Raw genomic sequence first — 25,333 nt, forward strand, 5'->3', positions numbered from 1 at the left:
TACAGGATGCGGCCGGCGTCAGGGCGCCCTTTCCCCGGGTACGCGCCTGCTGTCGGGACGTCTCTCCAAAATCAAGGGTTAACCCGGTAGTCGAAATCGGATCATTCCCTTTACGATGACGTCACCCGATAACTGGTCTACTGGTCGACCAGTCTACCAGCAGACCAGTGAAATCTCATTACACGTCAACCTTCGTCCGAGAGCAAGCCCGATGGCGTCAAATGCCCCGCTTCCTGGTTCGTCCCCCGTCCTCGCGCCGCGCCCTCGGCAACCGCTGAATGTCAGTCTGAGTGCCGTCACGGCGAGCGTGGCAAGCGCGGCGAACGCCGACGAGCCGGTCTTCGAAACCGTTGACGAGGCTACGCGCGCCGCGCGCCTCGCCGCCTTGCGAAGGGCCGTGCCGGAGGTGCAATGGCTCACCGACCGCGAACAGATCACGCCGTACGAGTGCGACGGACTCGCCGCCTATCGCAAGTTGCCGCTGGCCGTCGTGTTGCCGGCCGACGAGGACCAGGTCTGCCGCATTCTGCGCGCCTGCCGCGAGCACAACGTGCCCGTGGTGCCCCGCGGCGCGGGCACCGGCCTGTCGGGCGGCGCCATGCCCATTACCGACGGCATCGTGCTCTCGCTCGCGAAGTTCAAACGCATTCTCGAAGTGGACGCCTACGCGCGCACGGCCACCGTACAGCCCGGGGTGCGCAACCTCGCCGTATCGGAAGCGGCCGCCCCCTACGGCCTTTATTACGCACCCGATCCGTCGTCGCAGATCGCCTGCACCATCGGCGGCAATGTCTCGGAGAATTCCGGCGGCGTGCACTGCCTGAAGTACGGCCTTACCGTGCACAACGTTCTGCGCGTGCGCGCCGTGACGATGGACGGCGATGTCGTGGAGTTCGGCTCGCACGCGCTCGACACGCCGGGGCTCGATCTGCTCTCGGTGTTCATCGGCAGCGAAGGCATGTTCTGCGTCGTCACGGAGATCACCGTGAAGCTCGTGCCGAAGCCCCAGGTGCAGCAGGTCATCATGGCGAGCTTCGATGACGTGGAAGCCGGTGGCAACGCCGTAGCCGCGATCATCGCCGCCGGCATCATTCCGGCGGGACTGGAGATGATGGACAAGCCCGCCACGCAGGCTGTCGAAGAGTTCGTGCACGCGGGCTACGATCTCGACGCCGCGGCCATCCTGCTGTGCGAATCCGACGGTACCCCCGAAGAAGTTGCCGAAGAAATCGCGCGCGTGTCGGCAGTGTTGCGTGCTTCAGGGGCGACGCGCATCCAAGTCTCCGCATCCGAAGCCGAGCGTCTGCGCTTCTGGTCGGGCCGCAAGAACGCGTTTCCGGCCGCCGGGCGCATCTCGCCGGACTATTACTGCATGGACGGCACGATTCCGCGCCGCACGATCGGCACGCTGCTCAAGCGCATCGAAGCCATGGAAGTGCAATACGGGCTGCGCTGTATCAACGTCTTCCACGCGGGCGACGGCAACATGCATCCGCTCATCCTGTTCAACGGCAACGATCTCGACGAATGGCATCGCGCCGAAGCGTTCGGCAGCGACATTCTGGAGGCGTGCGTCGAGCTCGGCGGCACCGTCACGGGAGAGCACGGCGTGGGCATCGAGAAGATCAACTCGATGTGCGTGCAATTCTCGCCGGAGGAGCGCGATGCGTTCTTCGGTGTGAAGCGCGCGTTCGATCCGGCAGGCCTGCTCAACGCCGACAAGGCCATCCCCACGCGGGCGCGCTGCGCCGAATACGGCAAGCTGCACGTGCGCGGCGGCCTGCTGCCTCATCCCGATTTGCCGAGGTTCTGATGTCGCAAGTCATTCGCATGGCGTCGTCCGGCGCCGACACCGATACGGACACGGGTATCAACGCCGATACCGAAGCGCAAGCCGCACAGCGCGCGCTCGCCGACATTCGCGAGCGCGTGCTCGCGGCCACCGCCGGCGGCATGCCGCTCGATATCCAGGGCGGCGGCACCAAGCGCTGGTACGGACAGACGCCCGTCGGCGAACCGCTCGACATGCGCGCCTATCGCGGCATCGTCTCGTACGACCCGGCCGAACTCGTCATCACGGCGCGCGCGGGCACACCGCTCGCGCAAATCGAAGCCGCGCTGGCCGAGCGCGGTCAGATCCTGCCGTTCGAGCCGCCGCATTTCGGCCCCGGCGCCACGCTTGGCGGATGTATCGCCGCGGGACTCGCCGGCCCACGCCGCCCACACGTGGGCGCTCCCCGCGACTTCGTGCTGGGCGCCGTCGTCATGAACGGTCAGGGCCAGGTGCTGCATTTCGGCGGGCAGGTGATGAAGAACGTCGCGGGCTACGACGTCTCGCGCGTGCTGGCCGGCTCGCTCGGCACGCTCGGCGTGCTGCTCGAACTCTCCATCAAGGTATTGCCGTGTCCGGTGGCGGAGGCGACGCTGCGCTACGAGATGTCGCAGGCGCAAGCCATCGACCAGCTCAACCGCTGGGGCGGCCAGCCGCTGCCGCTTACGGGATCGGCGTGGCATGATGGCGTGCTGAGCGTTCGTCTGGGCGGGGCTTCCGCCGCGATCGACGCCGCGCGCATCGCCATGGGCGGCGAGCACGTCGGCACGGTGCAAGCCCAGGCGTACTGGGAAGCGCTGCGCGAGCAGACGCATCCCTTCTTCGCCGACGCACCCGTCGTGGGTGAGGGACAACCGCTGTGGCGTCTGTCGGTGCCGTCGACCACGCCGCCGCTCGCCCACGGCGACGCGCATCTGATCGAATGGGGTGGGGCGCAGCGCTGGTGGATCACACCGCGCGCGGCCGACGAAGTCCGCACAATTGCCGCTTCGGTCGGCGGGCATGCTACGCTGTTCCGTCATGGCGACAAGACGGCCGGCGTCTTCACCTCGCAACCGGCCGCACTGCACGCTATCGGCGAACGCCTGCAGGAGGCTTTCGATCCGAGCCGCATCTTCAACCGCCATCGGCTGTACCGCTAAATTCGACGATGCAAACGAACCTCGCAGAATTTCTCCGCCAGACGCCGGACGGCGACGAAGCCGAAGCCATCCTCCGCAAATGCGTGCATTGTGGCTTCTGCACCGCCACGTGCCCGACCTACCAGTTGCTGGGCGACGAACTCGACGGCCCGCGCGGACGCATCTACCTCATCAAACAAATGGTCGAAGGCCAGAGCGTGACGCGGGAAACGCAGCGCCACCTCGATCGCTGCCTGACCTGCCGCAGTTGCGAATCGACGTGCCCGTCGGGTGTGCAATACGGGCGTCTCGCCGAGATCGGCCGCCGTCACGTGGACGCCAAGGTCGGCCGCCCGGCCGGCGAGCGCGCGCTGCGCTGGACGCTCGCCCGCGTGCTGCCCAATCGCGCCCTCTTTTCGCCGGCGCTGCGTCTGGGCCAGCAGTTCCGCTCGATCCTGCCGCGCGCGCTGCGCGAGAAGGTACCGCACCGCCAACGCTCGGGCGCGTGGCCGCACGCCAGACACACCCGCCGCATGCTCATGCTCGAAGGCTGCGTGCAGCCGGCCATGCTGCCCAACGTCAACAAGGCGACCGCCCGCGTGCTCGACACCCTCGGGATCGAGCTCGTCCGCCCGGCGTCGGCAGGGTGTTGCGGCGCCATCCGTCTGCATCTGAACTATCACGACGACGGCCTGGACGACGCGCGCCGCAACATCGACGCCTGGTGGCCCGAAATCGAGGCAGGGGCGGAAGCCATCGTGATCAATGCATCGGGCTGCGGCGCGACGGTCAAGGAGTACGGCCACCTTCTGCGTCACGATCCGCAGTACGCCGGCAAGGCACAGCGCGTCTCCGAACTGGCGCGCGACCTCGCCGAAGTACTGCTCGACAACATCGAGGCGCTGCAGCGCCGCGTGCCGAACCGCAAGACGGGCAAGATCGCCTATCACCCGCCCTGCACGCTCCAGCATGGTCAGCAGCTCAAGGGGGTGGTGGAAAAAGTGCTCGCGTCGGTGGGTGTGAACGTCATGCTGCCGCAGGACAGCCACATCTGCTGCGGCTCGGCGGGCACGTACTCGGTCACGCAGCCCGAGCTGTCGCACCAATTGCGCGACGCGAAATGGAAGTCCCTCGACGCGCTCGAGCCGGAGCTGGTGGTCTCCGCCAACGTCGGCTGCATCTGCCACCTGCAGGCCACCGCCAAGGGCGAGCACGCCCGCGATCACGCGCCGGTCCAGCACTGGATCGAACTGCTCGATCGGATGATCGCTACCCCGCAAATCGCCAATTGAGTCTCACCCGGATTGATTGTCCCGACAACAGGGACAATCAATCCCGAGTCCGCTCGTTTATCTGGACGATGGCGCTCCCTAGAATCGTCGGTAAGTCAGCCCGCCTTCCCGGCCTCACTGGCCTCACCGTGGCGCAGACGAACCTCACCCTCGATTCCCCCTGGACGGAGCCCGTCATGATCGATACCAAAACCGCCCCGTACGCCGCGCTGCTGCTGCGCGTGTCGCTCGGCATCCTGTTCCTCGCCCACCTGTCGCTGAAGGTGTTCGTCTTCACCGTGCCGGGCTTCGTCGGCTTCTTCGGCTCGCTCGGCCTGCCGCCGTTCCTGGCCTATGTCACCATGGCCGTGGAACTCGTCGGCGGCCTGATGCTGATTGCGGGCTTCCACGCGCGCTTTGCCGCATTGCCGCTCGCCGTGCTGATGCTCGGCACCATCGTCACCGTGCACGGCCACAATGGCTGGATGTTCGCGAACAAGGGTGGCGGCTGGGAATTCCCCGCGTTCTGGCTGGTGGCGCTGCTGGTCGTCGCACTGCTCGGCGACGGCGCCTGGTCGATTCGCCGCCCGCGCACCGCCTGACGCGCCACGCGCGATTCGACGCGACCGAACACGGCTCGAAGCCAGTACCGGAGAAACCGCCATGTCTGCCCTGCCCACCCTCTTCGTCTCTCACGGCTCGCCGCTGCTTGCGCTCGAACCGGGCCGCACCGGCCCGTTGCTGACGGCGCTGGGGCGTGCGGTACCCCGTCCGCGGGAGATTCTCGTCGTCTCCCCACACTGGTCGACGCCGACACCGCGCGTGGGCAATCTGGCGCAGCAGCGCACGATCCACGACTTCGGCGGTTTCCCCCGCGAGCTTTACACGCTGCAGTACCCGGCCGCCGGTTCCCCCGCCCTCGCCGAGCGCACCGTCCGGATCCTGCACGATGCCGGGCTGCCTGCCGCCACCGACGACCAGTGGGGGCTCGACCACGGCGCCTGGGTGCCGCTGCGCTATCTGTATCCGGATGCCGACGTGCCGGTCACGCAGTTGTCGCTGCAGCGTCATATGCGCCCGGAGTACCACTATCGCGTCGGCCAGCAGCTCGCCTCGCTGGCGCGGGACGGTGTGCTGATCGTCGCCTCGGGCAGCTTCACGCACAACCTGCATGAAGTTTTCCGCGCCCCGTCGGAAGATCGGGAGGAAGCCCCTTACGTGGCCGAATTCGCCGCGTGGTTCACCGAACACCTGGCCGCGATGGATCTCGATGCGCTGTTCGACTATCGTGCGCGTGCGCCGCACGCCGAGCGCGCGCATCCAACCGACGAGCATCTGCTGCCGCTCTACATGGCGTTGGGCGCCGCGGACGACCCCGCACGGCAGACGCACTTCGACACCGGTACGACCTACGGCGCGCTACGCATGGATGCCTTCGCGTTCGGCAGCGCCGCCCCGTCGCTCGCCGAGGTCGATGCGCTGGCACAATGACGTCTGCAAGGCCGAAGCGCGAGACGCCACGTTTCGTGCGCCGGTCGTCCGCCGCGCATTCCTGAGGAGCATCGTCCCGGCATGAACAAACTTCGCGAGATCGAGTGCTTCATCGCCGTGGTCGAATCGGGCAGCTTCGTCAAGGCGGCGGCCTCGCTCGGCATCTCGAAGACCGCCATCTCGCGCTATGTCGCCGATCTCGAGGCGCGTCTGGGCACTCGGCTGCTCCAGCGCACCACCCGGCGGCTGTCGCTGACCGAGCCCGGGCAGCGTTACGTCGAGCGTTGCCGTCAGATCCTCGCCGAACTCGACGAAGCCGATGCGATGGCCGGCGAGCAGGACGGGGAACCGGCCGGTGCACTGCGCATCAACGCGCCGCATACGTTCGGCGTGCTGCACCTGGCGCCACTCTGGCCGACGTTTCTGAGCCGCCATCCGCAGGTCTCGCTGGACATCACGTTGAGCGACCGGCTCGTGGATATCGTCGACGAGGGCTACGACCTCGCGATCCGGATCACGCGTCTGCCCGATTCCTCGCTGGTGCACCGCCGGCTCGCGGGCACACGCATGGTGCTGTGCGCCTCGCCCGACTACCTCGGCCAACACGGTACCCCTCGACATCCGAGCGAACTCGCGCATCACGAAACGGTGGGTTACAGCTACTTTTCGCACCGTCGCGAATGGCGCTTCGACGGCCCCGACGGCCCGGTCTCGGTGCGCACCCGCGCGCGGCTCATCGCCGATAACGGCGACACCTGTCTGGCCGCCGCCGTGGCAGGCGCGGGCGTCATCCTGCAACCGGCGTTTCTTGTGCAGGACGCCCTGCGCGATGGCCGGCTCATCGAGTTCCTGCCGGAATACACGCAAGGCGAGACGGGCATTTTCGTGGTCTACCCCACACGCAAATACCTCAGCGCGAAAGTGCGCGCGCTCATCGACTTCCTCGTGGAAGCCTTCGCGGCGCCGGGATGGCGCGCCCTCGATCGGCGCTGACGCCCTGCGGGCAGGCAGGAGGCTTGCTCGCATCCGCCGCGAAAGGCCTGCGAACCGTCAGCGAATGGCCGCAAACGGCACATAAAACGCAGCAACGTCACGGCGTTTTTATGGCATGCCGCAAATGTCCCTTATACTGACGGGCCTGCTGTCCCATTTCATATATTTTGGAAAACTTCTTACTGATCGTCGCTGCGATCCTGCTGGTGTTGCTCAACGGCTTTTTCGTGGCGGCGGAATTTGGTCTCGTCAAACTGCGCCAGACGCGCGTTCATGTCATAGCCCGCCAACGCGGTTGGCGCGGTCGTATTCTGGCCAAGGTCCACGGCCAGCTCGATACCTACCTCTCGGCCTGTCAACTCGGCATCACCCTCGCCTCGCTGGGTCTGGGCTGGATCGGCGAACCGGCGTTCGCGCGCATTCTCACGCCGCTGTTCGAACTGGTCGGCGTAAGCTCCGCCGAACTGATTCACGCGCTCGCCTTCTTCATCGCGTTCTTCACGATCTCGTACCTGCACATCGTCGTGGGCGAGCTCGCGCCGAAGTCGATGGCGCTGCGCATGCCGGAAGCCGTCTCGGTGTGGACCGCCGCACCGCTCTACGGCTTCTACTGGCTGATGTATCCGGCGATCTGGATTCTCAATCACAGTGCCAACCGGCTGCTGCGCTGGACCGGACTCGATCCTTCGCACGGCACCGACGCGCACTATTCGGCCGACGAAATCAAGCTGATCGTGCGCCGCGGCGCCACCAGCGAAAAGCTCTCGCGCGACGACTGGAACGTGGTGGCCTACGCCATCGACTTCAGCGATCTGACCGTCTCCGACCTGATGCGTCCGATGAGCGAAGTGGCCGCGTTTCGCCTCGGTGCCACGTTCGCCGAGAACATGGACACGGCCTATCGCCATCGCTACAGTCGCTACCCGTTCCTCGATCACGACGGCGAGACCGTGCTCGGCGTGGTCCACCTCAAGGACCTGTTCCTCGCCGAGCACCACGGCCAGTCCATCGAGGACCTCGGCAGCATGGCGCGTCCGGTCGAGCGGGTGAAGCCCGACATGCCCGCACGCGAACTGTTCAGCCGCTTTCGCCGCGGTGCGCCGCACTTCGCCATCGTGGGATGGCCCGACCAGAAGCCCATCGGCTTCCTGACGCTGGACAACCTGCTCTCGGCGCTGGTCGGCAAGATCCGCGACGAATTCCGGCAAACGGAAGACGACTGGACCCGCATGGAGGACGGTACGCTCATCGGCCGCGGCAGCCTGCCGATCCTCACGCTCGAGCGTGCGCTCGGCCTGGAGATCCCGAGCGAACACGCGGAATCCGTCGGCGGCCTGATCATGAACGCGCTCGGCTATCTGCCCCGCGAAGGCCAGAAGGTCGACTTCGAGGGCTTCTCGGTCGTCGTGAAGAAGATGCAGGGCCCGCGCATCGTGCTCGTGCGCGTCTATCCGGAGAGCGTGCGCGAAGCCCGCGAAATGCAGGGCAAGACACCCCATATGGCGGCTCGGCAACGAGACGATTGAAAGGGTGTTCGATCCCCCCGGAGGCCGGCGTCAAGCCGATCTGTCGCGGCGGCGGCGAGCGATTCCCACGCTCGCTGACAAACGAGAAAGGCGACCCGAGGGTCGCCTTTCTCGTTGCTTTCCGATGTATCCGCTGGCCCGGGCTCAGGCGCGAGCGAATGCCTTGCGATTGAGTTCGAGTTGGGTGATGAGCTTCTGCAAGCGCGATTCCGCCGTGCGCGTGAGCGCGATGAAGCGGCAGCCCACGTGGTACTCGACGTCCTTCGCGAGCGGCACGGTGCGCACTGCACAGACCTCCAGATCGACTTGCACCGTGCCGTAGTCGCGCAGTTCGATCTCGGCGTGCATCAGCATGGAGCCCTTCGGGATATCGACGGCCGCCGCGGCCTTCGTGCGCAGGCCAACGCCGCCCAGCGACAGATCGAAGACCGACAGGCGCATCGGCGTCTCGTCCGGGAACTTGACCGTGCATTGATAAGGATCGAGGATCGGCGTCTTTACACGGAAATAGTCGCGGCGCTGCAGGCGCACGAGCGTTTCCGGATACGACGAATAGAAAGCGGGATAGCCTTCGTACTCACGCTCTTCCACGTCGCCAATCGGGAAATGAATCTGGATGCCTTCCGGCACGCCGACGAACAGCGCGCGCTTGTTGGCCAGCAGTGCGCGGTTTTCCGTCTCCACACCGCCCCAGTCGAAATAGAAACCGCGGGCCTGCGGCTCGACCTTGAGCAGACGCGTCACGAGCTGGCGTTGCCCATTCGCGAAGTACACGGTCATGAAATCGCCGCGGGTGGCCAGATGACGCAGCACGCCGCCGATCTCCAGCGGGTTGCTGATGCGATACGAGTCGTGCAGTTGAGACTCTTCGTCCGACGGTGCCGGTGTCACCTGCGGTTCTGTCGTTTCCATACCTGATCTTCTATTTGTCCCCGTGACGGCCGCGCCTGGTCGCGCGGTCCGTACGCAATAAAGCCTTCGCGATGCACGAGCGGTGTTGCCATCGTCACATCGCGGCGTGAATACACGCCCGTCGATGCTCAATCACCGTCCCAAGCATCGGATCATGAACGTTAACGGTCGCCGGCCGGAAATATTGAGTGCACCGACGCACGAACCTGCTGCTCCCCGTACCGTGCGCCACACCCGGGCGTTCGCCAACGCCCCTGCCACCTTGTCGAGGTTGGCCCGACGGTCGATCAGCGATGCACCGCTGCCATCAACGCACCGAAGCCCATGAACACACCGCCGCTGATGCGGTTGAATGCCTTGAGCACGCGCGCCTCGCGCAGATACGGCGCAATGCGCAGACCGCCCGTGGCGTAAATCATGTACCAGCTCATTTCGATGACCGCGAACGTGCCGAGCAGGATCGAAAACTGCGGCAGCTTGGCGGCCGCCGGATCGATGAACTGAGGCAGGAACGCGGCGGCGAAGAGAATCGCCTTCGGATTGCTGGCCGCGACCAGGAAACCGGATTTGAACAGCTTGCCGAAGCTCGAATCGGCGACGAGTGCGGGTGTACCGAGGTTCGCGGCGGCCTCCTTCGTGTCCACCGGCGAGCGCCAGCTCTTGTAACCGAGGTACACCAGGTACGCCGCACCGACGTAGCGCAGCGTATCGAACAGCATTGGCCAGGCCTTGAGTACCGCGCCGAGACCGGCGGCGGAGATCGACATCATCGCGATGAGCGCCGTCATGCAGCCCACCATCGTTCCCAGCGCCGGGCGAAGCCCGTGCCGCGCGCCATGTGTCATGACGAGCAGCATGTTCGGCCCGGGCGTCGCCGAGACGAAGAAGACGGTGACCACGAACAGCCACCAGGTTTGCAGGCCCATGATTGCCTCGAAAGAATGCCTACGCGAATGCGAACAGGCATTGTAGCGTCGAACCGTGACAGTGACGCCGTTCGCGTGCACGTCTCATGCGAATCAAAAATAGTGGCCAAAACAAACAGGCCCGATGGCTTTCGCCATCGGGCCTGTTCATCGTGCGATGCCGGCTTGCCATGAGGCCAGCGCGGCATGACAAGCGCCTGTTACAGCGGCTTGATGTTCGCGGCTTGCTTGCCCTTCGGGCCAACCTTGACTTCGAACGACACGCGTTGAGCTTCTTGCAGCGACTTGAAGCCGTCGACCTTCACTTCCGAGAAGTGAGCAAACAGGTCTTCACCGCCGGCGTCCGGGGTGATGAAGCCGAAGCCCTTTGCGTCGTTGAACCACTTAACAATACCGGTTTCCATGTTTTTTCCTAATAAAACAATAGCCTGGGATCGGAATGACCCCTCTAGCGCTGACAATCAAGGGAAAATGAAGGACTAGAAACCAGCGAGAAGCAGGAAAACTACGTCTGACAACAACTTCGCGGCTTGACAATCTGCAGTTGGTTTTATACGTGTAGCGCCGACGCTTGTCAACAGGGGAAATGCAGCAAAATACGTAACAATTTCCGCAAATAGCGGGGAATTTGGGTGCTCATCACGTGTCCGATGGGCAATTCCTGCCCGTACAATGGGCGTTTGTCCCGCGCCCGTGCCGTTATCGCGCGTTTCGGTCGTGTTTCGTGCTCCGAAGCCGTTCTTAGGGGAAATCCTCCCTGGACGTCTACACGCTTACACCGGCCGCCACGCCTCGCAACGCCACAGGGCCCCTGATCTCCCTGACCTGCCTACGGATGGAGCCTGACCGCCTCATGCGACCCACCGCGTCGCACCCTGCACGCCCCCTCGTTCGACCCCATGCGTCCGCCCGCGCGGACGACGCTCGCCCTTGCGCCTCTCGCTGGCTTGCCCGCTGGCGCACGTATTCGCTGACGCTCGCCGTCTGCGCCACGCTGGCCGCCTGTGCGGGATCGCCGACTTACGGTCCGGTGCCGGCCGGCAGTTACCGCGTGCAATCGGGCGACACGCTCTATGGCATCGCCCGCGCCAACAACGCCAGTACGGCCGACCTTGTGCGCTGGAACGGTCTGACCGATCCGGACAAGATCGAAGTCGGCCAGGTGTTGCGTGTGGTGCCGCCTGCCGGCTCGTCGAGTGCGCCGGCAGCGGTGGCATCCGCGGGCGCGGCCGCGTCGGGCGGCGCCTCGAAAGCCCGCCCGAGCCCCAAGCCGGCGCCGAAGAAGTCCGCCCCCGCGCCGGCCGCCCCGCGCACCGCCACCAACAAGATCCCGATGGTGTGGCCGGCCGACGGTCCCGTACTGGCGAACTTCAACGGCAGCAGCAACAAGGGCGTCGACATCGGCGGCAAGTCCGGCGATCCGGTGTATGCCGCCGCCGCGGGCAAGGTCGTCTATGCCGGCAGCGGTCTGCGCGGCTACGGCAATCTGGTGATGGTGCAGCACGAGAACGGCTATCTCACCGCCTACGCCCACAACCGCGCCCTGCTGGTCAAGGAAGGGGCGTCGGTGAGCAAGGGTCAGAAGATCGCCGAGATGGGCGACACCGACTCGCACGGCACCGTGAAGCTGCACTTCGAGGTGCGCCAGAAGGGCACGCCATTCAACCCGCGCGACTTCCTGCCGTCGCGTTAGGTACTCGGGCGCTCAGCCCGTTATCCGGCCCTCCCCAAGCCACTCCCGAAAAGCATAACGGCAAGGCGCTGAGCCTTGCCGTTCTGCCTTGTACCGCGCAGCCTCGCCCCGAGGAATCAGGCCGAAGCCAGATAGCCTTGCGCCAGTCCGTTCGAGCGGGCATCGCGCCAGTCGCGATGTGCACGCGGATCCGTCCACACGAGCAGATGGAGCGCGGCGAGCCCGCGCGGATCGTTGAGCAACTCCCACTTCTGCGTGTTGGTCAGCTTCGCCGGTCCCTTGAGCAGCGCCGTCTCGACGCGGCCCGCGCGCACGGCGTCGCGCTTCGCGTCGTCGAGCGTGGGCGCCACGCTCGCGGCGACCAGCGCATTGGCCATCGGATCGACCACCGCGTCGACGAAATCGACGTGCTTGCGCGATTCGTCGGTGTACTTCTCCGTCATGCGCAGTTCCTTGGGCGGCCACGACTCCTCGGGAATCAGGAACAGGCGCGCGCGCTTGAGGGCGCGACCGAGCGAGACGCGGCTGGAGAAAACCGACACCGGAATCGAAATCATCATCGAGCCGACGATCGGCATCAGCCACCAGATGAAGTCCGGATTGAGCCAGTAGACCATGCCGCCCCATCCAAGCCCGATCAACGTCTGCAGACCGTGGCGTCGAATCGCTTCGCCCCAGTGCGTTTGCGCGTCTTCGCGCGGCGGCGACTTCCACTGAATGGCGATGCCGGTGAGCGCGGCGAGCACGAACTGCGTGTGAAACAGCATGCGCACCGGCGCGAGCAGCGCGGAGAACACCATCTCGATGAACATGCTCACCGTCACCGCGACTCCGCCGCCAAAGCGCTTCGCGCCCTTCACCCAGATCAGCAGCACCGCCAGGATCTTCGGCAGGAAGAGCAGCGTGGCCGTGGCCGAGAACAAGGCCAGCGCGCGCTCGGGGTGCCATTCGGGCCACACCGGGAACAATTGACGCGGCGCGGTGAAGTACTCGGGCACCACCAGCGTGTGCTTGGCAAGCAGGCACGTGGACAGAATCAGGAAGATGAACCACAGCGGCGCGGAAACGTAGGCCATCGCGCCCGTCACGAATACGGCGCGATGCACCGGATGCATGCCTTCGGCCAGGAACAGGCGGAAGTTCATCAGGTTGCCCTGACACCAACGGCGGTCGCGCTTGAGCTCGTCGAGCAGGTTCGGCGGCATTTCCTCGTAGCTGCCGGGCAGATCGTAGGCGATCCACACGCCCCAGCCCGCACGCCGCATGAGCGCCGCCTCGACGAAGTCGTGCGAGAGAATCGCGCCGGAGAGCGCGCCCTTGCCGGGCAGCGGCGCCAGCGCGCAATGCTCGATGAAGGGCTTCATGCGAATGATCGCGTTGTGCCCCCAGTAGTGCGATTCGCCCAGTTGCCAGTAGTGCAGACCCGCGGTGAAAAGCGGACCGTACACGCGACCGGCGAACTGCTGGAGGCGGGCGTAGAACGTTTCACGGCCTGCCGCGAGCGGCGCCGTCTGAATGAGGCCGGCGCTCGGATGCGCCTCCATCATGCGCACGAGTTTGGTCAGACATTCACCGCTCATGACGCTATCGGCGTCGAGCACGATCATGTAGCGATACTCGCTGCCCCAGCGACGGCAGAAGTCGTCGAGGTTGCCGCTCTTGCGCTTGACGCGCCGTTTGCGGCGTCGATAGAAAATCCGGCCGAAGCCATCGACCTCGCGGCACAACGCCTGCCAGGCGTCCACTTCGGCCGTGCAGCTGTCGGCCTCGTTGGAGTCGGACAGGATGAAGAAGTCGAAGCGCTCGAGGGAGTCCGTCTTGGCGAGCGACTCGTAGGTCGCGCGCAGTCCGGCGAACACGCGACCGACGTCCTCGTTGCAGATCGGCATGACGATGGCCGTCCGGGCATTCGGCTCGATCGGCGCATCGCCGGCGGCCATCTTCGAAATCATGTGGCGATCGCCACCGAACAACAGGACGAAGAAACCGAAGATCGCGGTCCAGAAGCCTGCCGACACCCAGCCGAACAGCAGGACGAACAGCACCAGCACGGCAAATTCGAGCGGATCGGCGCCGTGATACGGCAGCACCGAGGCCATGAAGTGCGTGGCCAGTGCGGTCTGCGCGATCATCAGCACGAGCAGCATCCAGCGGCGACGGCGCCCGGCCTGCGACCACTTGCCCTTGGGATCGGGGGCGTCGCGCACGAGCGGATCGGGATCGGCGCGGCCGGTCAACTTGCGCCACAGACGCGCGAGCGGATTGAGCGACCAGGGACGGGGCAGGAGAGACGCACGACGCACCGGCGGCGCGACGCGAAGCGTTTGCACGCCGCGCACTTCGTTCAGGCCCGCCGCCGCGGCCAGCGAGCCGCCTTCGGTGAGCGCGAGACGCACGGGTTGCGAGGCGAGCACCGCATTGCTGTCGGACTCGATTTCCGCCGTGTCGCGAGCGTGCCATGCCGCGCTCGCCCCAGGCGTGGCCGCAGCCGCATCCGAAGCGGGTAGCGCGACCAGCTCCCGCGGCGTGCCGGTGGCGGACTCGGAGAGGTCGGGCGCATTCGCGGCGTCCACGGCGTCGGCGGCGCCGCCGTTCGCCATGCGTGCGGCGAGCAGACGCTGAATGCGCGTGAGCACGTCGAGCGAATCGCCGCCCTCACGCTTCGCTTGCGCGAGCAGGGCGCGGCGTTTCTCCGCGGGCAGGGGCAACCGGTTGACGTACAGCTCGTCGACCGGAATATCGGAGCGGTCGCTCACTCGGGGGGTAACAGGTAGCTCCACGTTTCGGATAGGGTATTGCTGCCGTTGCGCAGGTAAGCGCGCATTTCGACGGGTTTCTCGGAATCGAGGCGGCGCATGCGCAGCATGACGCGGTAGCCTCCCGTGACGTCATTGCGCTGCGTCTGCACTTCGAGGATCTTGCCGTTGCCGTCGATGGATACATTGCCTTCGACCTTGGCATCGTCCGGCAGTTTCTTGAGCGCCGGGCCCTCGAAATCGAGTGCAAACAGCAGACTGTCGTCTGGTTTCCCCCGGTAGCCGTGTCCTCGACGGCTTTGCGTCACCCACGCCGTGGGAGGGCGTTTGTCGTTATCTTTCTGCCAGGAAAGCTTGTACTCGAGCGAGTACGGTTGCTTGGGTTTGGGAGGCGAGTCCGGCACCCAGTACGCGACGATATTATCGTTCGTTTCGTCCGGCGTCGGGATCTGCACGAGCTCCACGCGGCCCTGGCCCCACTTGCCCTTGGGCTCGACCCAGGCGCTCGGCCGCAGTTCGTAGTGGTCTTCGAGGTCCTGGTAATCGGTGAAGTCGCGATCGCGCTGGATCAGGCCGAAACCGCTTGGGTTGGACAACGCGAACGACGACACGAGCAGGCGTTTCGGATTGACGAGCGGACGCCAGATCCACTCGCCGGTTCCCGACTGGATCGACAGGCCGTCGGAGTCGTGCACTTCGGGACGATAGTCGGGCACGGCGGGCGGCTGGTTCTCGCCGAAGAAGAACATGCTGGTGAGCGGCGCGATACCGAGCTTGGTGACGTTCTCGCGCAGGAACAGTTCGGCCTTCACGTCCACGGTGGTGTCCACGCCGGGCCGCAGCGTGAAGCGGTACGCTCCGGTCGCGCGCGGCGAGTCGAGCAACGCGTAGATGGTCAGCTCTTTGGCGCCGGGCGCCGGGCGCTGAATCCAGAATTCGGTGAAGCGCGGGAATTCCTCGCCGGAGTTCAGCGCGGTATCGAGCGCGAGACCGCGTGCGGACAGGCCGTAGGTCTGGTTCTTGCCAAGTGCGCGGAAGTAGCTCGCGCCGAGGAAGACCATCACTTCGTCCTTGTACTTCGGCGTATTGACCGGGAAGTGGATACGGAAGCCCGCGAAGCCGAGCCCGCGCAATTGTTTCTGGTCGACCTTGAGTGCGCCGAAGTCGAACATGTCGGGGCTGTAGCGCACTTCGCGCGCGGTGTTGCCCACGAGTTCGTTGATCTTGACGGGACGGTCGTAGTACGAGCCCTCATGGAAGAACATCAGCTCGAACGGCAGCTTCTGCGCACGCCACAGCGCCTTCTCGGGCTTGAAGCGGATGTTGCGATAGCGATCGTAGCTGAGGTTCTGGAGATCCTTGGGCAGGTTCGGATCCTTGGGCTTGTAGCGATTGTTCGCGAGCGTGCGCGCCTGTTTGGCAACGTCGTCGAACGAGAAAGCATGCGCCGCGCCGGAAAAGAGCGCGCAGACGCTGAGCACACCGGCGAGCGCCAGGCGCAGGGCGCGGTGGGAAATCATGCGGGGAACCGCGGTGGGCAGGAATTCCATCGGCAATGGGGATAGCGTGTAACGCGCGTGCCGACCGTAGCCAGCGTGCGCCGAACGCGCAATTTTACCCGCTCATTCCCCGATTGACTAAAGATGCATCGGCAAAACCTTCGAAGCGGGCGCTCACATTACCCAAATCCTCCGGCCCGACGCCGCCCGAGCCGCGTCACAAATTTGTGACTATTTGTGACCAAGGGGCAAAAGGGGACGGAAAAGAGAGGGTTTTTGACGCCTCTCCTGCCCGTTTTCGTCCGTTTCAGCCAACTTGAAAACAGGTTCCTGCCGTTTTCTCGTCATTTCCGCACCGACGAGGTCTATCGGGAGGGGCGCGGCGTGTCGATTCACGAAGCAGCTTGCCGCGTTACCGCCCCGCCAGCGCCAACATCCCCCCAAGTCCCATCAACGCACCACCAATGGTGCGCCGCACGAGATGCTGACGACGCACCATCGCCTCACGCAGCCACCCCGCCGAAAATCCAAGCGCCACCAGGCTGAACCACGCCCAATGCGCGAACGACATGAATGCACCGTAGGCCAGCCCCAGCTTCCAGCCCGTGCCCGCATGCACCACCTGTGTGAACGTGCTCACCACGAACAACGTGGTCTTCGGGTTCAATGCGTTGGTGAAAAAACCCGTGCGGAACGCTTCCATCGCCTCGCGCCCGCGAGCCGCGCCCGCTCCACCCATCGCGTCGGCTTCGCCCCGCCCTTCCTCCCGCGTCACATCCGCCACCAACGAACGATCACGCCACGTCCGCCAACCGATGTACACCAAATACCCCGCCCCCACCCACTTGATCGCCGTGAACAACCACGGCACCCGCGCAATCACCAAACCCACACCCACCAACGTGTAGAACACATGCACCTGCACCCCCGCCGCAATCCCCAACGCCGCCCATAACCCCGCCCGACGCCCGTGCCGCCAACTCGAACGCGTCACCATCGCGAAATCCGGCCCCGGGCTGATCACGGCCAACACCGTGATGGTCATCACCGCCAATAGCTCTTGCATGAGTTTTTCTCACCTGATTCTTTTTTGAAGGCTCTGGGGCTCGCAGATTTGCTTCTCCCCTCTGCTGCTACCGCCTCATCCGATTACCACCCCGATGGACCGGGGCCCTATTCCGCCGCTCAAACATAGACCCAACTCGCTGCAGAACAGGGCCCCGGTCCATCTCACCCATTCATCCACCCGCATCGCGCTTATTGCGCCCCGCTCCTGTTCTTGGTCGTCGTGTTCGTATTTTCTTTGGGTTCCTTCGGCGCCAAAAGCGATCTTTTTGTTGGGGGATTCATGTTAATTTCTCACGTATGAATCGCTCCCTGCCGCTCAACGCACTCCTCGTGTTCGACGTCGCCGCCAACGAACTCAGCTTCGCCCGCGCCGCCGACCGCCTCTTCGTCACCCACGGCGCCGTCAGCCGCCAAATCCGCTCACTCGAACTCGCCCTCGGCCTTCCCCTCTTCGAACGCCGCAACCGCGCCGTCTTCCTCACCCCCGCCGGCGAACGCCTGCACGCCACCACCCGGCATATCTTCGAACAACTCGACACCACCGTCGCCAGCCTTCGCTCCACCCACCCGGCACGCCCGCTCGTCGTCTCCTGCGAACCCACCCTCGCCATGCGCTGGCTGATTCCCCGCCTCGCCGCCTTCGCCCACGCTCACCCCGATATCGCCCTCCACCTGCATTCGGCCGGCGGTCCCCTCGACCTCGCAAGCGCAGGCGTCGATGTCGCCATCCGCCGCAACGACTTCTTCTGGGGCCACACCCTGGTCGCCGAACCGCTCGCCGACGAATGGATCGGCCCAGTCGGATTGCCCTCGACATTCGCCCGCGCCCAACTCCACACGCGAACCCGGCCCCACGCCTGGAAAGACTGGCAACGCGCCATGCAACTCGCCGGCGTAACCCCAGACACGCTGCCCCGCTTCGACGCGAATGCCGCGCCGCCCCCGTTCGAACACTTCTATCTGAGCCTGCAGGCAGCCGGCGCCGGACTCGGCGCAGCCATCGGATCGGTGTACATGGTCAGCGACGAATTGAGCGCCGGACGACTGGTCGCTCCCCATGGCTTCGTACGCGACGGCTCGGCCTACGTCGCGCTCGCGCGCGAACCCTTCGCCGACAATCCGGCATGCGACACGCTGTTGAACTGGTTGAGAATTTCGCTGGCAGAATCCGCAAGACCCTGGATCGACGCAGACGCCAGACAGTGACTCGTTCGACGCCACGGCGTTGCGCCGTGCGTCATCGTCCCATCACCACGGCCGCGTTACTTCGCGTCGAGCTTCACACCGAACGCGGGCGTGGGCACGCTACATCGATGGCCGCGCACGTTGTCGAGGAACCGCTGGATCAACGGCAGCACCTTGAGCTCGACGTCGCCATGCCCGTATCCGAAGCCGGCAAAGTTGAAGTGCGTCGCACCATCGACCACCGCGAGCCAATGACACCCTGCGGGTAGATCGGCATACGGCTCGGTGCGCGTCTGCCACTTGCCGTCGAACGGCTCATCGCGCGTGCCGGTCACCATCAGCACCGGCTTCTGGATGCCACGCCATGCCCCGGCCGGAAAGATCGGCCCCGGTCCCTGCGGAGACAGAGCGACATAGCCGTCGAACCGATCGTCACTGTCGAGTCCGAGCTTGTTCTTCGCCCCCGCTTCTATCATCACCGCCGCCGCCCCCATCGAATGACCGATGAAGACCGCCGGCCCCGCACGGCACTGGGTTCTCGCCCAATGGAGTGCCGCACCGGCGTCCTCGAGCCGATCGTCATACGCTTCGGGGTCCGTAGTGAGTGCCTGCAAACCATCGCGCAGTCCACCGTTGCGCACGCGCTCGCGCAGCGAGTCGCGGCCGCTTTCCTTGTGCGCCATCGTCACGGCAAGCCAGCCGTACTGCGACAGTGCGCGACCGAGCCACGACAACGCGTCGCGGTCGTCACCCGTCTCCGGGCTGAGCACGGCCACGCCGTTGCAGACCGACGGCGGACGGAAAACGTGAAGATTGACGTAGGCGCCGTCGCTGCGCAGCACTCGCTGATCGGTGCCGGTCGGCGGTCGTTGAGAAGCGCTCGGTGAGGCGGCCAGCGATGTGGCGGATGTGGTCGATGCTGCGGAAGACGACGATGCCGCGACTGGTGCCGGCTTCTGCGCGAGCTTGCCCGGCAAGGTGGTGTCGGCTGCCGAGACAGGCGAGGAGAACAGGGTCAGCGCAGTCAGGCAGAGGAGCGCCATCGCACCGGAACTGCGGGCACCGAGCGCGACGAGCATCGTCCCGATCGATCGTCCCACGGCCCTGCGCGACAGTCCGAGCATCCGTTCTCCCTAGGTATCTGGCAGCCCGCAGCCGAGTAGGGCCGGAAGGCCAGGGACCGGTCTCGCGCCGAAGTCCCGCTGCGACATCACACGATGAGCCATCTTAGCGCGGATTGCGAAGGAACTCGCATGATTTTTGCATCGCCGATACCTGTCTCGCGTGCGCAACGCGCGCCGCCCGCGGTACGCACGTCAAGCGCGCTGATGACACCCCCCGCGTGCGTCGCGCGATAGTCCCAGCGCCAACGCGTAACCCGCCGGATCGAAGCGCCACGTCAGTGCGATCAGCGCCACATTGAACACGATCAGTCCGATCCATGCCGGCATGAAACTGCCCGTCGCCGCGCGCACGGCGCCCGCCGCGAACGGCGCGAGCGCCGCAATGCAGAAGCCCACTCCCTGCATGAAGGCCGCCAGCGCCGCCGCGTGACGCGGATGCGCGTGATGATCCAGCGCGAGCACGAGCCCCAGCGAGAACGTGCCGCCCAATCCGAAGCCGATGCCGCCGATCCACCACCACGCCGCGGCGTCCGGCGCGCCGACCAGCCCCGCCAATCCGGCCAGCGTGGCCGCGAGCGCCAGCGTCAACCAGCGACGACGATCGACGCTGCGACGCGCGAGCCACGGCAGCAATAGCGCAGCGACCACCTGACACGCCGTGAGCCATGCGAGCAACGCGCCGCTGTGCGTCGCGCTCATGCCGCGCTGTTGATAGAACGGAGGCAGCCACGCGACCATGGTCGTATAGGTGCAATTGATGAGGCCGAAGTACACCGCTAGCGTCCAGGCGCGCTGCTTGCGCAATAACGCCCGCATCGACGGCATGCCGCCCGCCGCACGCAGACTCCCGGGCGCATCTCCCGCGGAAGGCGCAGTGAAAGTCGTGATGGAAGTCGTCGTGGAAGTTGTTGCGCAAGCGGCCGACACCGGCACGCCCCGCGACAACGGGGCACGCCACCAGACGAGCGCCGCCGCACACACCACCACCAGCCATATGCCCAGTCCGACGCGCCAGTCGTCCGCCTGCGCGGCCACCCACGGACTCGCAGCCGCGCCAAGCCCACCGCCGCCCATCAGCGCCGCCGAGTACAACCCCATCATCGACGTCATGCGGGCCGCGCTGAAGTTCGCCTTCACCACCCCCGGCAACAACGCCTGAATGACGGCGATGCCAATGCCGGACGCCAGCGCGGTGCCGATCATCGTCAGGGTGTCGTCGGCAACGAATCGCATGCCGCACGCCAACGCGAGCGCGGCCAGGCCGAGCAGCACGCCGCGCCGCTCGCCGAACCGGCGCGCAAGCCCGCTCGCGGCGAAAGCGCCCGCACCCATGGCCAGCACGGGCAGCGACGTCAGCAGCGCCGCGACGGGATACGTCATCCCGGTCGCTTCGCGGATCTGCGGCAGCAGCGGACTGATCGACGTGAGCGTCGGCCGCAGCGTCAGCCCGACCGCGACGATCGCCAGCCAGAGCGTCATACCGCCACGCCCTCGCCCACGACGACGCGGCCGTTGGCGATCACCCAGCGACGCGGCGCACGCGTCACGATGGCCTGCGCAACATTGACGGCATCGACGAGTACGAGGTCGGCGCGCGCCCCGACCCGCAGGCCGTAGTTCTCGAAGCCGCAAACGGTCGCGCCCTGATGCGTCACGCAGTCGAGCGCCACCTGCTCGAGCTCGTCGTCGCGACGCAGGTTGTAGCGCAGACCGATCATCATGGCGCGCTCGAGCATGTCGGGCGAGCCGTAAGGCGTCCACGTGTCGCGAATGCCGTCGTTGCCGCCGGACAACGCCACGCCCGCACGCCGGCAGGCCAGCAACGGCGGCACGGTGCGCGAGGGCGGCGCCGTCGTGACGAGTGCCACGCCGGCCTGTGCGAGTCGCGCAAGCATGGCGTCGGCACGCGCCGCATCCAGTTCCCCCAGACAAAACGCATGCGACACCACGACCTTGCCCTGCATGCCCAGTGCCGCAATGCGTTCGAGCATCAACTCGAAAGAGAACACGCCCATCTCGCCCGGCTCGTGCAGATGGATGTCGACGGGACAGCCATGCTTGTCGGCAAGCGCGAACATGGCGTCGAGCGACGCCCTCGGGTCGCGATCGATGGCGCACGGGTCGAGCCAGCCGAGAACGTCGGCGCCGCGCGAAAGCGCGGCATCGAGCAACTCGACGGTGCCGTCCCGATCGAGCACGCCCGATTGCGGGAACGCCACGATCTGCATGTCGAGCGTATCGGCCAGCGTGTCGCGCGTGGCCAGCACGCCGTCGAGATGGCGCAGGCCCGCGTCGGTGTCGATGTCGACGTGCGTGCGCAAACGCGTGGTCCCCGCGGCGAGAAACGCACGTCCGAGTGCGAGCGACGCCGCACCGGCATCGTGCCCGCTGCGCGCGCGCCACCGACGCTCGTTGTCGATGCGATCGATGAGCCGCGTGCCGCATTCGTTGACGTACCACGGCATGCCCCACATCGTCTTGTCCAGATGCGTGTGCGACTCCACGAGCCCCGGCATCAGCAGCGCGCCGCGCGCATCGATCTGCGTCGCCGCGATCTCTTGCGTCGCGGGCAGCGACGCGCCAAGCGCCACGATGCGCCCGTGCGCCACGCGCACGTTCACCGGCGTGCCGTCGAACGCGCGTGCATTGCGAATATCCAGTGTTGTCATGCGTTCCTCGATGTCATTGAGCAGCCAGCGTCACTGCAACGTTACGCGAACGTGTTAGCAGGCTCACGATCACGAACGTGGCGCCGTTCACCGCGAGCGCCACCAGCCCCATGTTGATCGACGCGATCGTGGCCGAAGCGCCGGGAAACAGCGTATGCAGGTTGACGTCGAACCCAACCGCTGCGAGCAGCACGACAGCGCCCGCGCCAATGCCGGCAAACGCGCCGTACTTGTTGCCGAACGGGCGTGGCAGCAGACTCGCCACGAACGACGGGAACAACTGCGTGAGCAGGCTCGACGCGAACAGCGCCAGCGTCACGAACGTGGCACCGCCTCGCAGCACGAAGAACACCGCCACCAGCCCGAACACCGGCAGCACGCGCTTGGCGAGCTTGCCCACGAACGCATCGCTCGCCTGCGGCGCGAAGCCGTCGCGATAGATGTTCTTGGCGATCAGCGTGGACGCGTTGAGCAGGATCATCGAACCGGGCACGAGCGCGGTCAACACCCCGACACCCCCGATCACACCGACGAACCACGGCGAGAACGTCTGCTTGACGATGCGCAGCAGCGCCAGATCCGAGTCGGCGCCCGTGAGCCCGGGCACTTGCAGGATCGCCGCGAAGCCCACGAAGAACATGAACGCGATGACCATCTGGTAGAGCGGCATCAGAATCGTGTTCTTGCGCACCGCGCTCTCGGTCTTGGCTGCATACACGGATGTGAAGACGTACGGATACAGGTAATAGCCGAGCGATGTGAGCAGGATCGTCGAGTTGTACCAGGACAGCGTCAGCCCGCTCGTGGGCATCTGCAGGAAACCCGGCCGCGCCGCCTCGATACGGTCGAACATCTCGCCGAAGCCGCCGAAGTAGTGCAACGGCAGATAGACACCAAGGAAGATCGCGATCACGAGAATCAGGATGTCCTTGTAGATCGCAATGCTCGCCGAACCGTGAATGCCCGAGACGGTGATGTAGAGCACCATCGCAATCGCGCCGCACCAGATCGCCACCGCCGGTGGAATCGTGCCGTACGACGCCTCCGAAACGATGATGCCCAGCCCGCGCAGTTGAATGATGAGCAGTGCGCTCATGCCAAGCACGGCCACCACCGAAACGATCACGCCCATCGCCCGCGAACGGTACGCCGTCGCGAAGAAGTCGGAGAACGACACGCAACCGTGGCGCGTGGCGTGACGCCAGGCCGCCGGCAGCATCCAGTAGCCGAGCAGATACGCGAGCGCACCGTACGCCAGGATGTAGAACGCGGGCGGCCCCTTGCTGTACGCCCACCCGCTCGCGCCCAGAAATGTGAAGGTCGAGAACGCTTCCCCGGCCATCAGCAGAAAGACGAGCAGCGTGCCGAAACCCCGGCCGCCGACCGCCCATTGCTCCAGGCTCATCGTGCGGCCGCGACGCGCGCGCAGCCCGACGAAGAGCGCGAATGCGAGAAACGCCGCGATGACGGCGAGCGCGGCATTCATGATGCGGCTCCGTCGCGGTCGTCGGCGCGCGCGGTGTCGCGCGAACCATCGAAGCGGAACATCACCACCATGACCAGCGAGGTCAGCAGCAGCCAGACGATGTTCCAGGTCATCAGGAACGGCAGCCCGGCAAGCCGGGTGCCGACATGTTCGGCGAGCCAACCGCCGCTGTAGAAGGCCGCGACAGGCAGCGCGGCCAGGCAATGTACGGATTTCATGACGTCTCCAGACCCAAGGAATTTCAAAGGGCGCCCCGCCGGTAACGACAGCGACAGCGGTGCGGCCATGGCTTCGGCCACTTCGCAAGGGCTTGGCGACGACTGGCAGGTTACGTCGAATTGCCATATCATCAACCAAACATAACGAAATGGTTAACCATTTTTGTTGACCATTATCGACAGCGATTTGCCGAAATGCAAGGTCGCCGTACCCGGATGGAGGGAAATCGAGGGTTTACCGGGAGAACGCGCGGGGGAAGCGCGGCACAAAGGAAAGGCGCAGCAGGAAAGCGCGAAGGGAGAAGCACGAGAAAGCCGGTGTGTGCCGGCGAGCGCCATTCACGAGCCATGCCGACGTATGCCAACGTATGTCGACGTGAACGCCGGCGTCGAAGGGCTGGCGCCGGAGGCTTGCGTGGGGACGCCGTGCGGGCAGCGTGAGCGGGGGCATCCCGGCGGGTACAATGCGCTCCACGTCCGCGCGAAACCATGGGCCGCGGGCGCTCCGTGCCAGCCGGGACCGGAGGGGCAGGACTGGCCGCGAGGGGCTTCGCTTGCCATTCAGCGCCATGGTCTCGGGGCTTCCGCCCGGCAAACGACTTTCAGGGAGGTCAGGCTTGAGCCGCACCGCAGCACCGGCGTCGCCGCGCGACGCTTCTCCCACCGGGATCACGCCCGGCGCCGCCCGCGGGCATCGCGACGAGAGCGACGCCGCGCCGGGCAGCGCCGGGCAGCAGATCGAGGCGCGCGTCTATGCCGCGATCTCGCAAGCGCTGCTCTCCGGCAAGCTGCGCCCCGGCATGCCGCTGCGCGAGCGCAACCTGGCCCAGGCCTTCGATTGCACGCGCGGCGCGGTGCGCAAGGTGCTCGCGAGACTCGGCTTCGAGGGCAAGCTGGTGCTCGAGCCGAATCGCGGGGCGTTCGTGCCGCAGCCGTCGCTCGACGACATCCGCCAGACCTACCGGGCGCGACGCGTGCTGGAAACCGGCGTGATCGCCAGCATTTGCGGGCGCTTGAGCGTCGGCCAACTCGCCGTGCTCGACGACCACGTCGCCACGGAAGCCCGCTCGCATGCCGAGGGCACGCACGAGCGCTCCATCCGTCTCGCCGGCGAGTTCCATCTGAAACTGATCGGCATGGCCGACAGCGCCGAGCTCGATGCATTCGCCCGCACGCTCGTCGCCAAGACCGAGCTCTACAAGGCGCTCTACGATCCGGCGGAATTCATCCATTGCGCGCCGACGGAGCATGCCCAGCTCGTTGGTCTGTTGCGCGACGGCAAGACGCAGGACGCCATCGCGCTCGCCACTGCGCATCTCGACGAACTCGAAACCCGCGTCCTCACGCGCGCGGCGGCGGCCGAAACGCCCGACTTTCGCGCCATCTTCGCCGAGGCATTCGCGGGCGCCGCACCGCACGGGTGAATCCCTCGCGCGTCAAGCGGGCGCGGCATTCCCGCCACGGGCCTGGGGTCGCGTCGCACGCAGCGCGCAATCGGGGTATATTTCGCCTGTTTGCGACGGGCGCCACGCCCGACCTCCCCTCGCTTGACGCATGAAGCCCG

The 25,333-nt window shown here is 65.9% G+C and carries 21 protein-coding genes; 10 read left to right on the forward strand and 11 right to left on the reverse strand.

The window, feature by feature from the left end; translation table 11 throughout:
- Positions 1 to 211 precede the first annotated feature (211 nt).
- From RO07_RS21185 to RO07_RS21215, 7 genes are all read left to right on the forward strand, one after another.
- Complete coding sequence (locus tag RO07_RS21185; protein WP_237171316.1) at positions 212 to 1,813, forward strand: FAD-linked oxidase C-terminal domain-containing protein; 1,602 nt, start codon at positions 212 to 214, stop codon at positions 1,811 to 1,813.
- Between the two features lie 140 nt (positions 1,814 to 1,953).
- Positions 1,954 to 2,973: a glycolate oxidase subunit GlcE gene (glcE, locus tag RO07_RS21190; protein ID WP_237171480.1), complete on the forward strand. Its 1,020-nt coding sequence runs from the start codon at positions 1,954 to 1,956 to the stop codon at positions 2,971 to 2,973.
- A gap of 8 nt (positions 2,974 to 2,981) precedes the next feature.
- Positions 2,982 to 4,244: a glycolate oxidase subunit GlcF gene (gene glcF, locus RO07_RS21195; protein ID WP_039405523.1), complete on the forward strand. Its 1,263-nt coding sequence runs from the start codon at positions 2,982 to 2,984 to the stop codon at positions 4,242 to 4,244.
- A gap of 176 nt (positions 4,245 to 4,420) precedes the next feature.
- Positions 4,421 to 4,825, forward strand: a complete 405-nt coding sequence (locus tag RO07_RS21200; protein ID WP_039405525.1) for a DoxX family protein — start codon at positions 4,421 to 4,423, stop codon at positions 4,823 to 4,825.
- A gap of 61 nt (positions 4,826 to 4,886) precedes the next feature.
- A complete protein-coding gene (locus tag RO07_RS21205; protein WP_039405527.1) occupies positions 4,887 to 5,714 on the forward strand; it encodes a dioxygenase family protein in 828 nt (275 codons plus the stop codon).
- Between the two features lie 81 nt (positions 5,715 to 5,795).
- Complete coding sequence (locus RO07_RS21210) at positions 5,796 to 6,707, forward strand: LysR family transcriptional regulator (protein ID WP_039405529.1); 912 nt, start codon at positions 5,796 to 5,798, stop codon at positions 6,705 to 6,707.
- Between the two features lie 167 nt (positions 6,708 to 6,874).
- Complete coding sequence (locus tag RO07_RS21215) at positions 6,875 to 8,233, forward strand: hemolysin family protein (RefSeq protein WP_052266772.1); 1,359 nt, start codon at positions 6,875 to 6,877, stop codon at positions 8,231 to 8,233.
- A gap of 144 nt (positions 8,234 to 8,377) precedes the next feature.
- Here the strand turns inward: RO07_RS21215 and RO07_RS21220 are convergent, their stop codons facing one another.
- The 3 genes from RO07_RS21220 to RO07_RS21230 form a co-directional block, all read right to left on the reverse strand.
- Positions 8,378 to 9,145, reverse strand: coding sequence for a flagellar brake protein (locus RO07_RS21220; RefSeq protein ID WP_039405530.1), 768 nt, complete (start codon positions 9,143 to 9,145; stop codon positions 8,378 to 8,380).
- A 287-nt stretch (positions 9,146 to 9,432) separates the two neighbouring features.
- Complete coding sequence (locus RO07_RS21225; protein WP_039405531.1) at positions 9,433 to 10,071, reverse strand: LysE family translocator; 639 nt, start codon at positions 10,069 to 10,071, stop codon at positions 9,433 to 9,435.
- A 200-nt stretch (positions 10,072 to 10,271) separates the two neighbouring features.
- Positions 10,272 to 10,475: a cold-shock protein gene (locus tag RO07_RS21230; RefSeq protein WP_039405533.1), complete on the reverse strand. Its 204-nt coding sequence runs from the start codon at positions 10,473 to 10,475 to the stop codon at positions 10,272 to 10,274.
- A 449-nt stretch (positions 10,476 to 10,924) separates the two neighbouring features.
- Between RO07_RS21230 and RO07_RS21235 the strand changes: the two genes are divergently transcribed.
- Complete coding sequence (locus RO07_RS21235; protein ID WP_084072738.1) at positions 10,925 to 11,764, forward strand: peptidoglycan DD-metalloendopeptidase family protein; 840 nt, start codon at positions 10,925 to 10,927, stop codon at positions 11,762 to 11,764.
- A 116-nt stretch (positions 11,765 to 11,880) separates the two neighbouring features.
- On the opposite strand, the gene mdoH is transcribed toward RO07_RS21235, so the two are convergent.
- The 3 genes from mdoH to RO07_RS21250 all read right to left on the reverse strand — a co-directional run bounded on the left by mdoH (position 11,881) and on the right by RO07_RS21250 (position 17,085).
- Positions 11,881 to 14,364 carry a glucans biosynthesis glucosyltransferase MdoH gene (mdoH, locus tag RO07_RS21240; protein ID WP_084072883.1) on the reverse strand — a complete coding sequence of 828 codons (2,484 nt, stop codon included), beginning with the start codon at positions 14,362 to 14,364 and terminating at the stop codon, positions 11,881 to 11,883.
- 152 nt (positions 14,365 to 14,516) lie between these two features.
- The gene (locus RO07_RS21245; protein WP_039405534.1) at positions 14,517 to 16,040 is read right to left on the reverse strand and encodes a glucan biosynthesis protein G; all 1,524 of its coding nucleotides are present in this window, start codon (positions 16,038 to 16,040) and stop codon (positions 14,517 to 14,519) included.
- A gap of 391 nt (positions 16,041 to 16,431) precedes the next feature.
- Positions 16,432 to 17,085 carry a LysE family translocator gene (locus tag RO07_RS21250; RefSeq protein WP_039405536.1) on the reverse strand — a complete coding sequence of 218 codons (654 nt, stop codon included), beginning with the start codon at positions 17,083 to 17,085 and terminating at the stop codon, positions 16,432 to 16,434.
- A 299-nt stretch (positions 17,086 to 17,384) separates the two neighbouring features.
- Between RO07_RS21250 and RO07_RS21255 the strand changes: the two genes are divergently transcribed.
- Positions 17,385 to 18,293 (forward strand): LysR family transcriptional regulator, encoded by a 909-nt coding sequence (locus RO07_RS21255; protein ID WP_039405538.1) that lies wholly within the window; start codon positions 17,385 to 17,387, stop codon positions 18,291 to 18,293.
- A 56-nt stretch (positions 18,294 to 18,349) separates the two neighbouring features.
- Here RO07_RS21255 and RO07_RS21260 read toward each other — a convergent pair whose 3' ends face one another.
- From RO07_RS21260 to RO07_RS21280, 5 genes are all read right to left on the reverse strand, one after another.
- Positions 18,350 to 19,372, reverse strand: coding sequence for an alpha/beta hydrolase family protein (locus RO07_RS21260; RefSeq protein ID WP_147284597.1), 1,023 nt, complete (start codon positions 19,370 to 19,372; stop codon positions 18,350 to 18,352).
- A 216-nt stretch (positions 19,373 to 19,588) separates the two neighbouring features.
- Entirely contained in the window at positions 19,589 to 20,875 is a 1,287-nt protein-coding gene (locus RO07_RS21265; RefSeq protein WP_039405541.1) for an MFS transporter, read from the reverse strand.
- Positions 20,872 to 22,065 (reverse strand): amidohydrolase family protein, encoded by a 1,194-nt coding sequence (locus tag RO07_RS21270; RefSeq protein WP_039405544.1) that lies wholly within the window; start codon positions 22,063 to 22,065, stop codon positions 20,872 to 20,874. The genes RO07_RS21265 and RO07_RS21270 overlap by 4 nt, the downstream gene beginning before the upstream one ends.
- Positions 22,066 to 22,078: 13 nt before the next feature.
- On the reverse strand, positions 22,079 to 23,551 hold the full coding sequence (locus tag RO07_RS21275; RefSeq protein ID WP_039405546.1) for a sodium:solute symporter family protein: 1,473 nt from the start codon (positions 23,549 to 23,551) through the stop codon (positions 22,079 to 22,081).
- Positions 23,548 to 23,769: a DUF3311 domain-containing protein gene (locus tag RO07_RS21280; RefSeq protein ID WP_039405549.1), complete on the reverse strand. Its 222-nt coding sequence runs from the start codon at positions 23,767 to 23,769 to the stop codon at positions 23,548 to 23,550. The genes RO07_RS21275 and RO07_RS21280 overlap by 4 nt, the downstream gene beginning before the upstream one ends.
- A gap of 617 nt (positions 23,770 to 24,386) precedes the next feature.
- Here RO07_RS21280 and RO07_RS21285 point away from each other — a divergent pair.
- Positions 24,387 to 25,193 (forward strand): GntR family transcriptional regulator, encoded by an 807-nt coding sequence (locus RO07_RS21285; RefSeq protein WP_237171318.1) that lies wholly within the window; start codon positions 24,387 to 24,389, stop codon positions 25,191 to 25,193.
- Positions 25,194 to 25,333 lie beyond the last annotated feature (140 nt).

The organism is Pandoraea pulmonicola (genome assembly GCF_000815105.2).
GTDB lineage: Bacteria > Pseudomonadota > Gammaproteobacteria > Burkholderiales > Burkholderiaceae > Pandoraea > Pandoraea pulmonicola.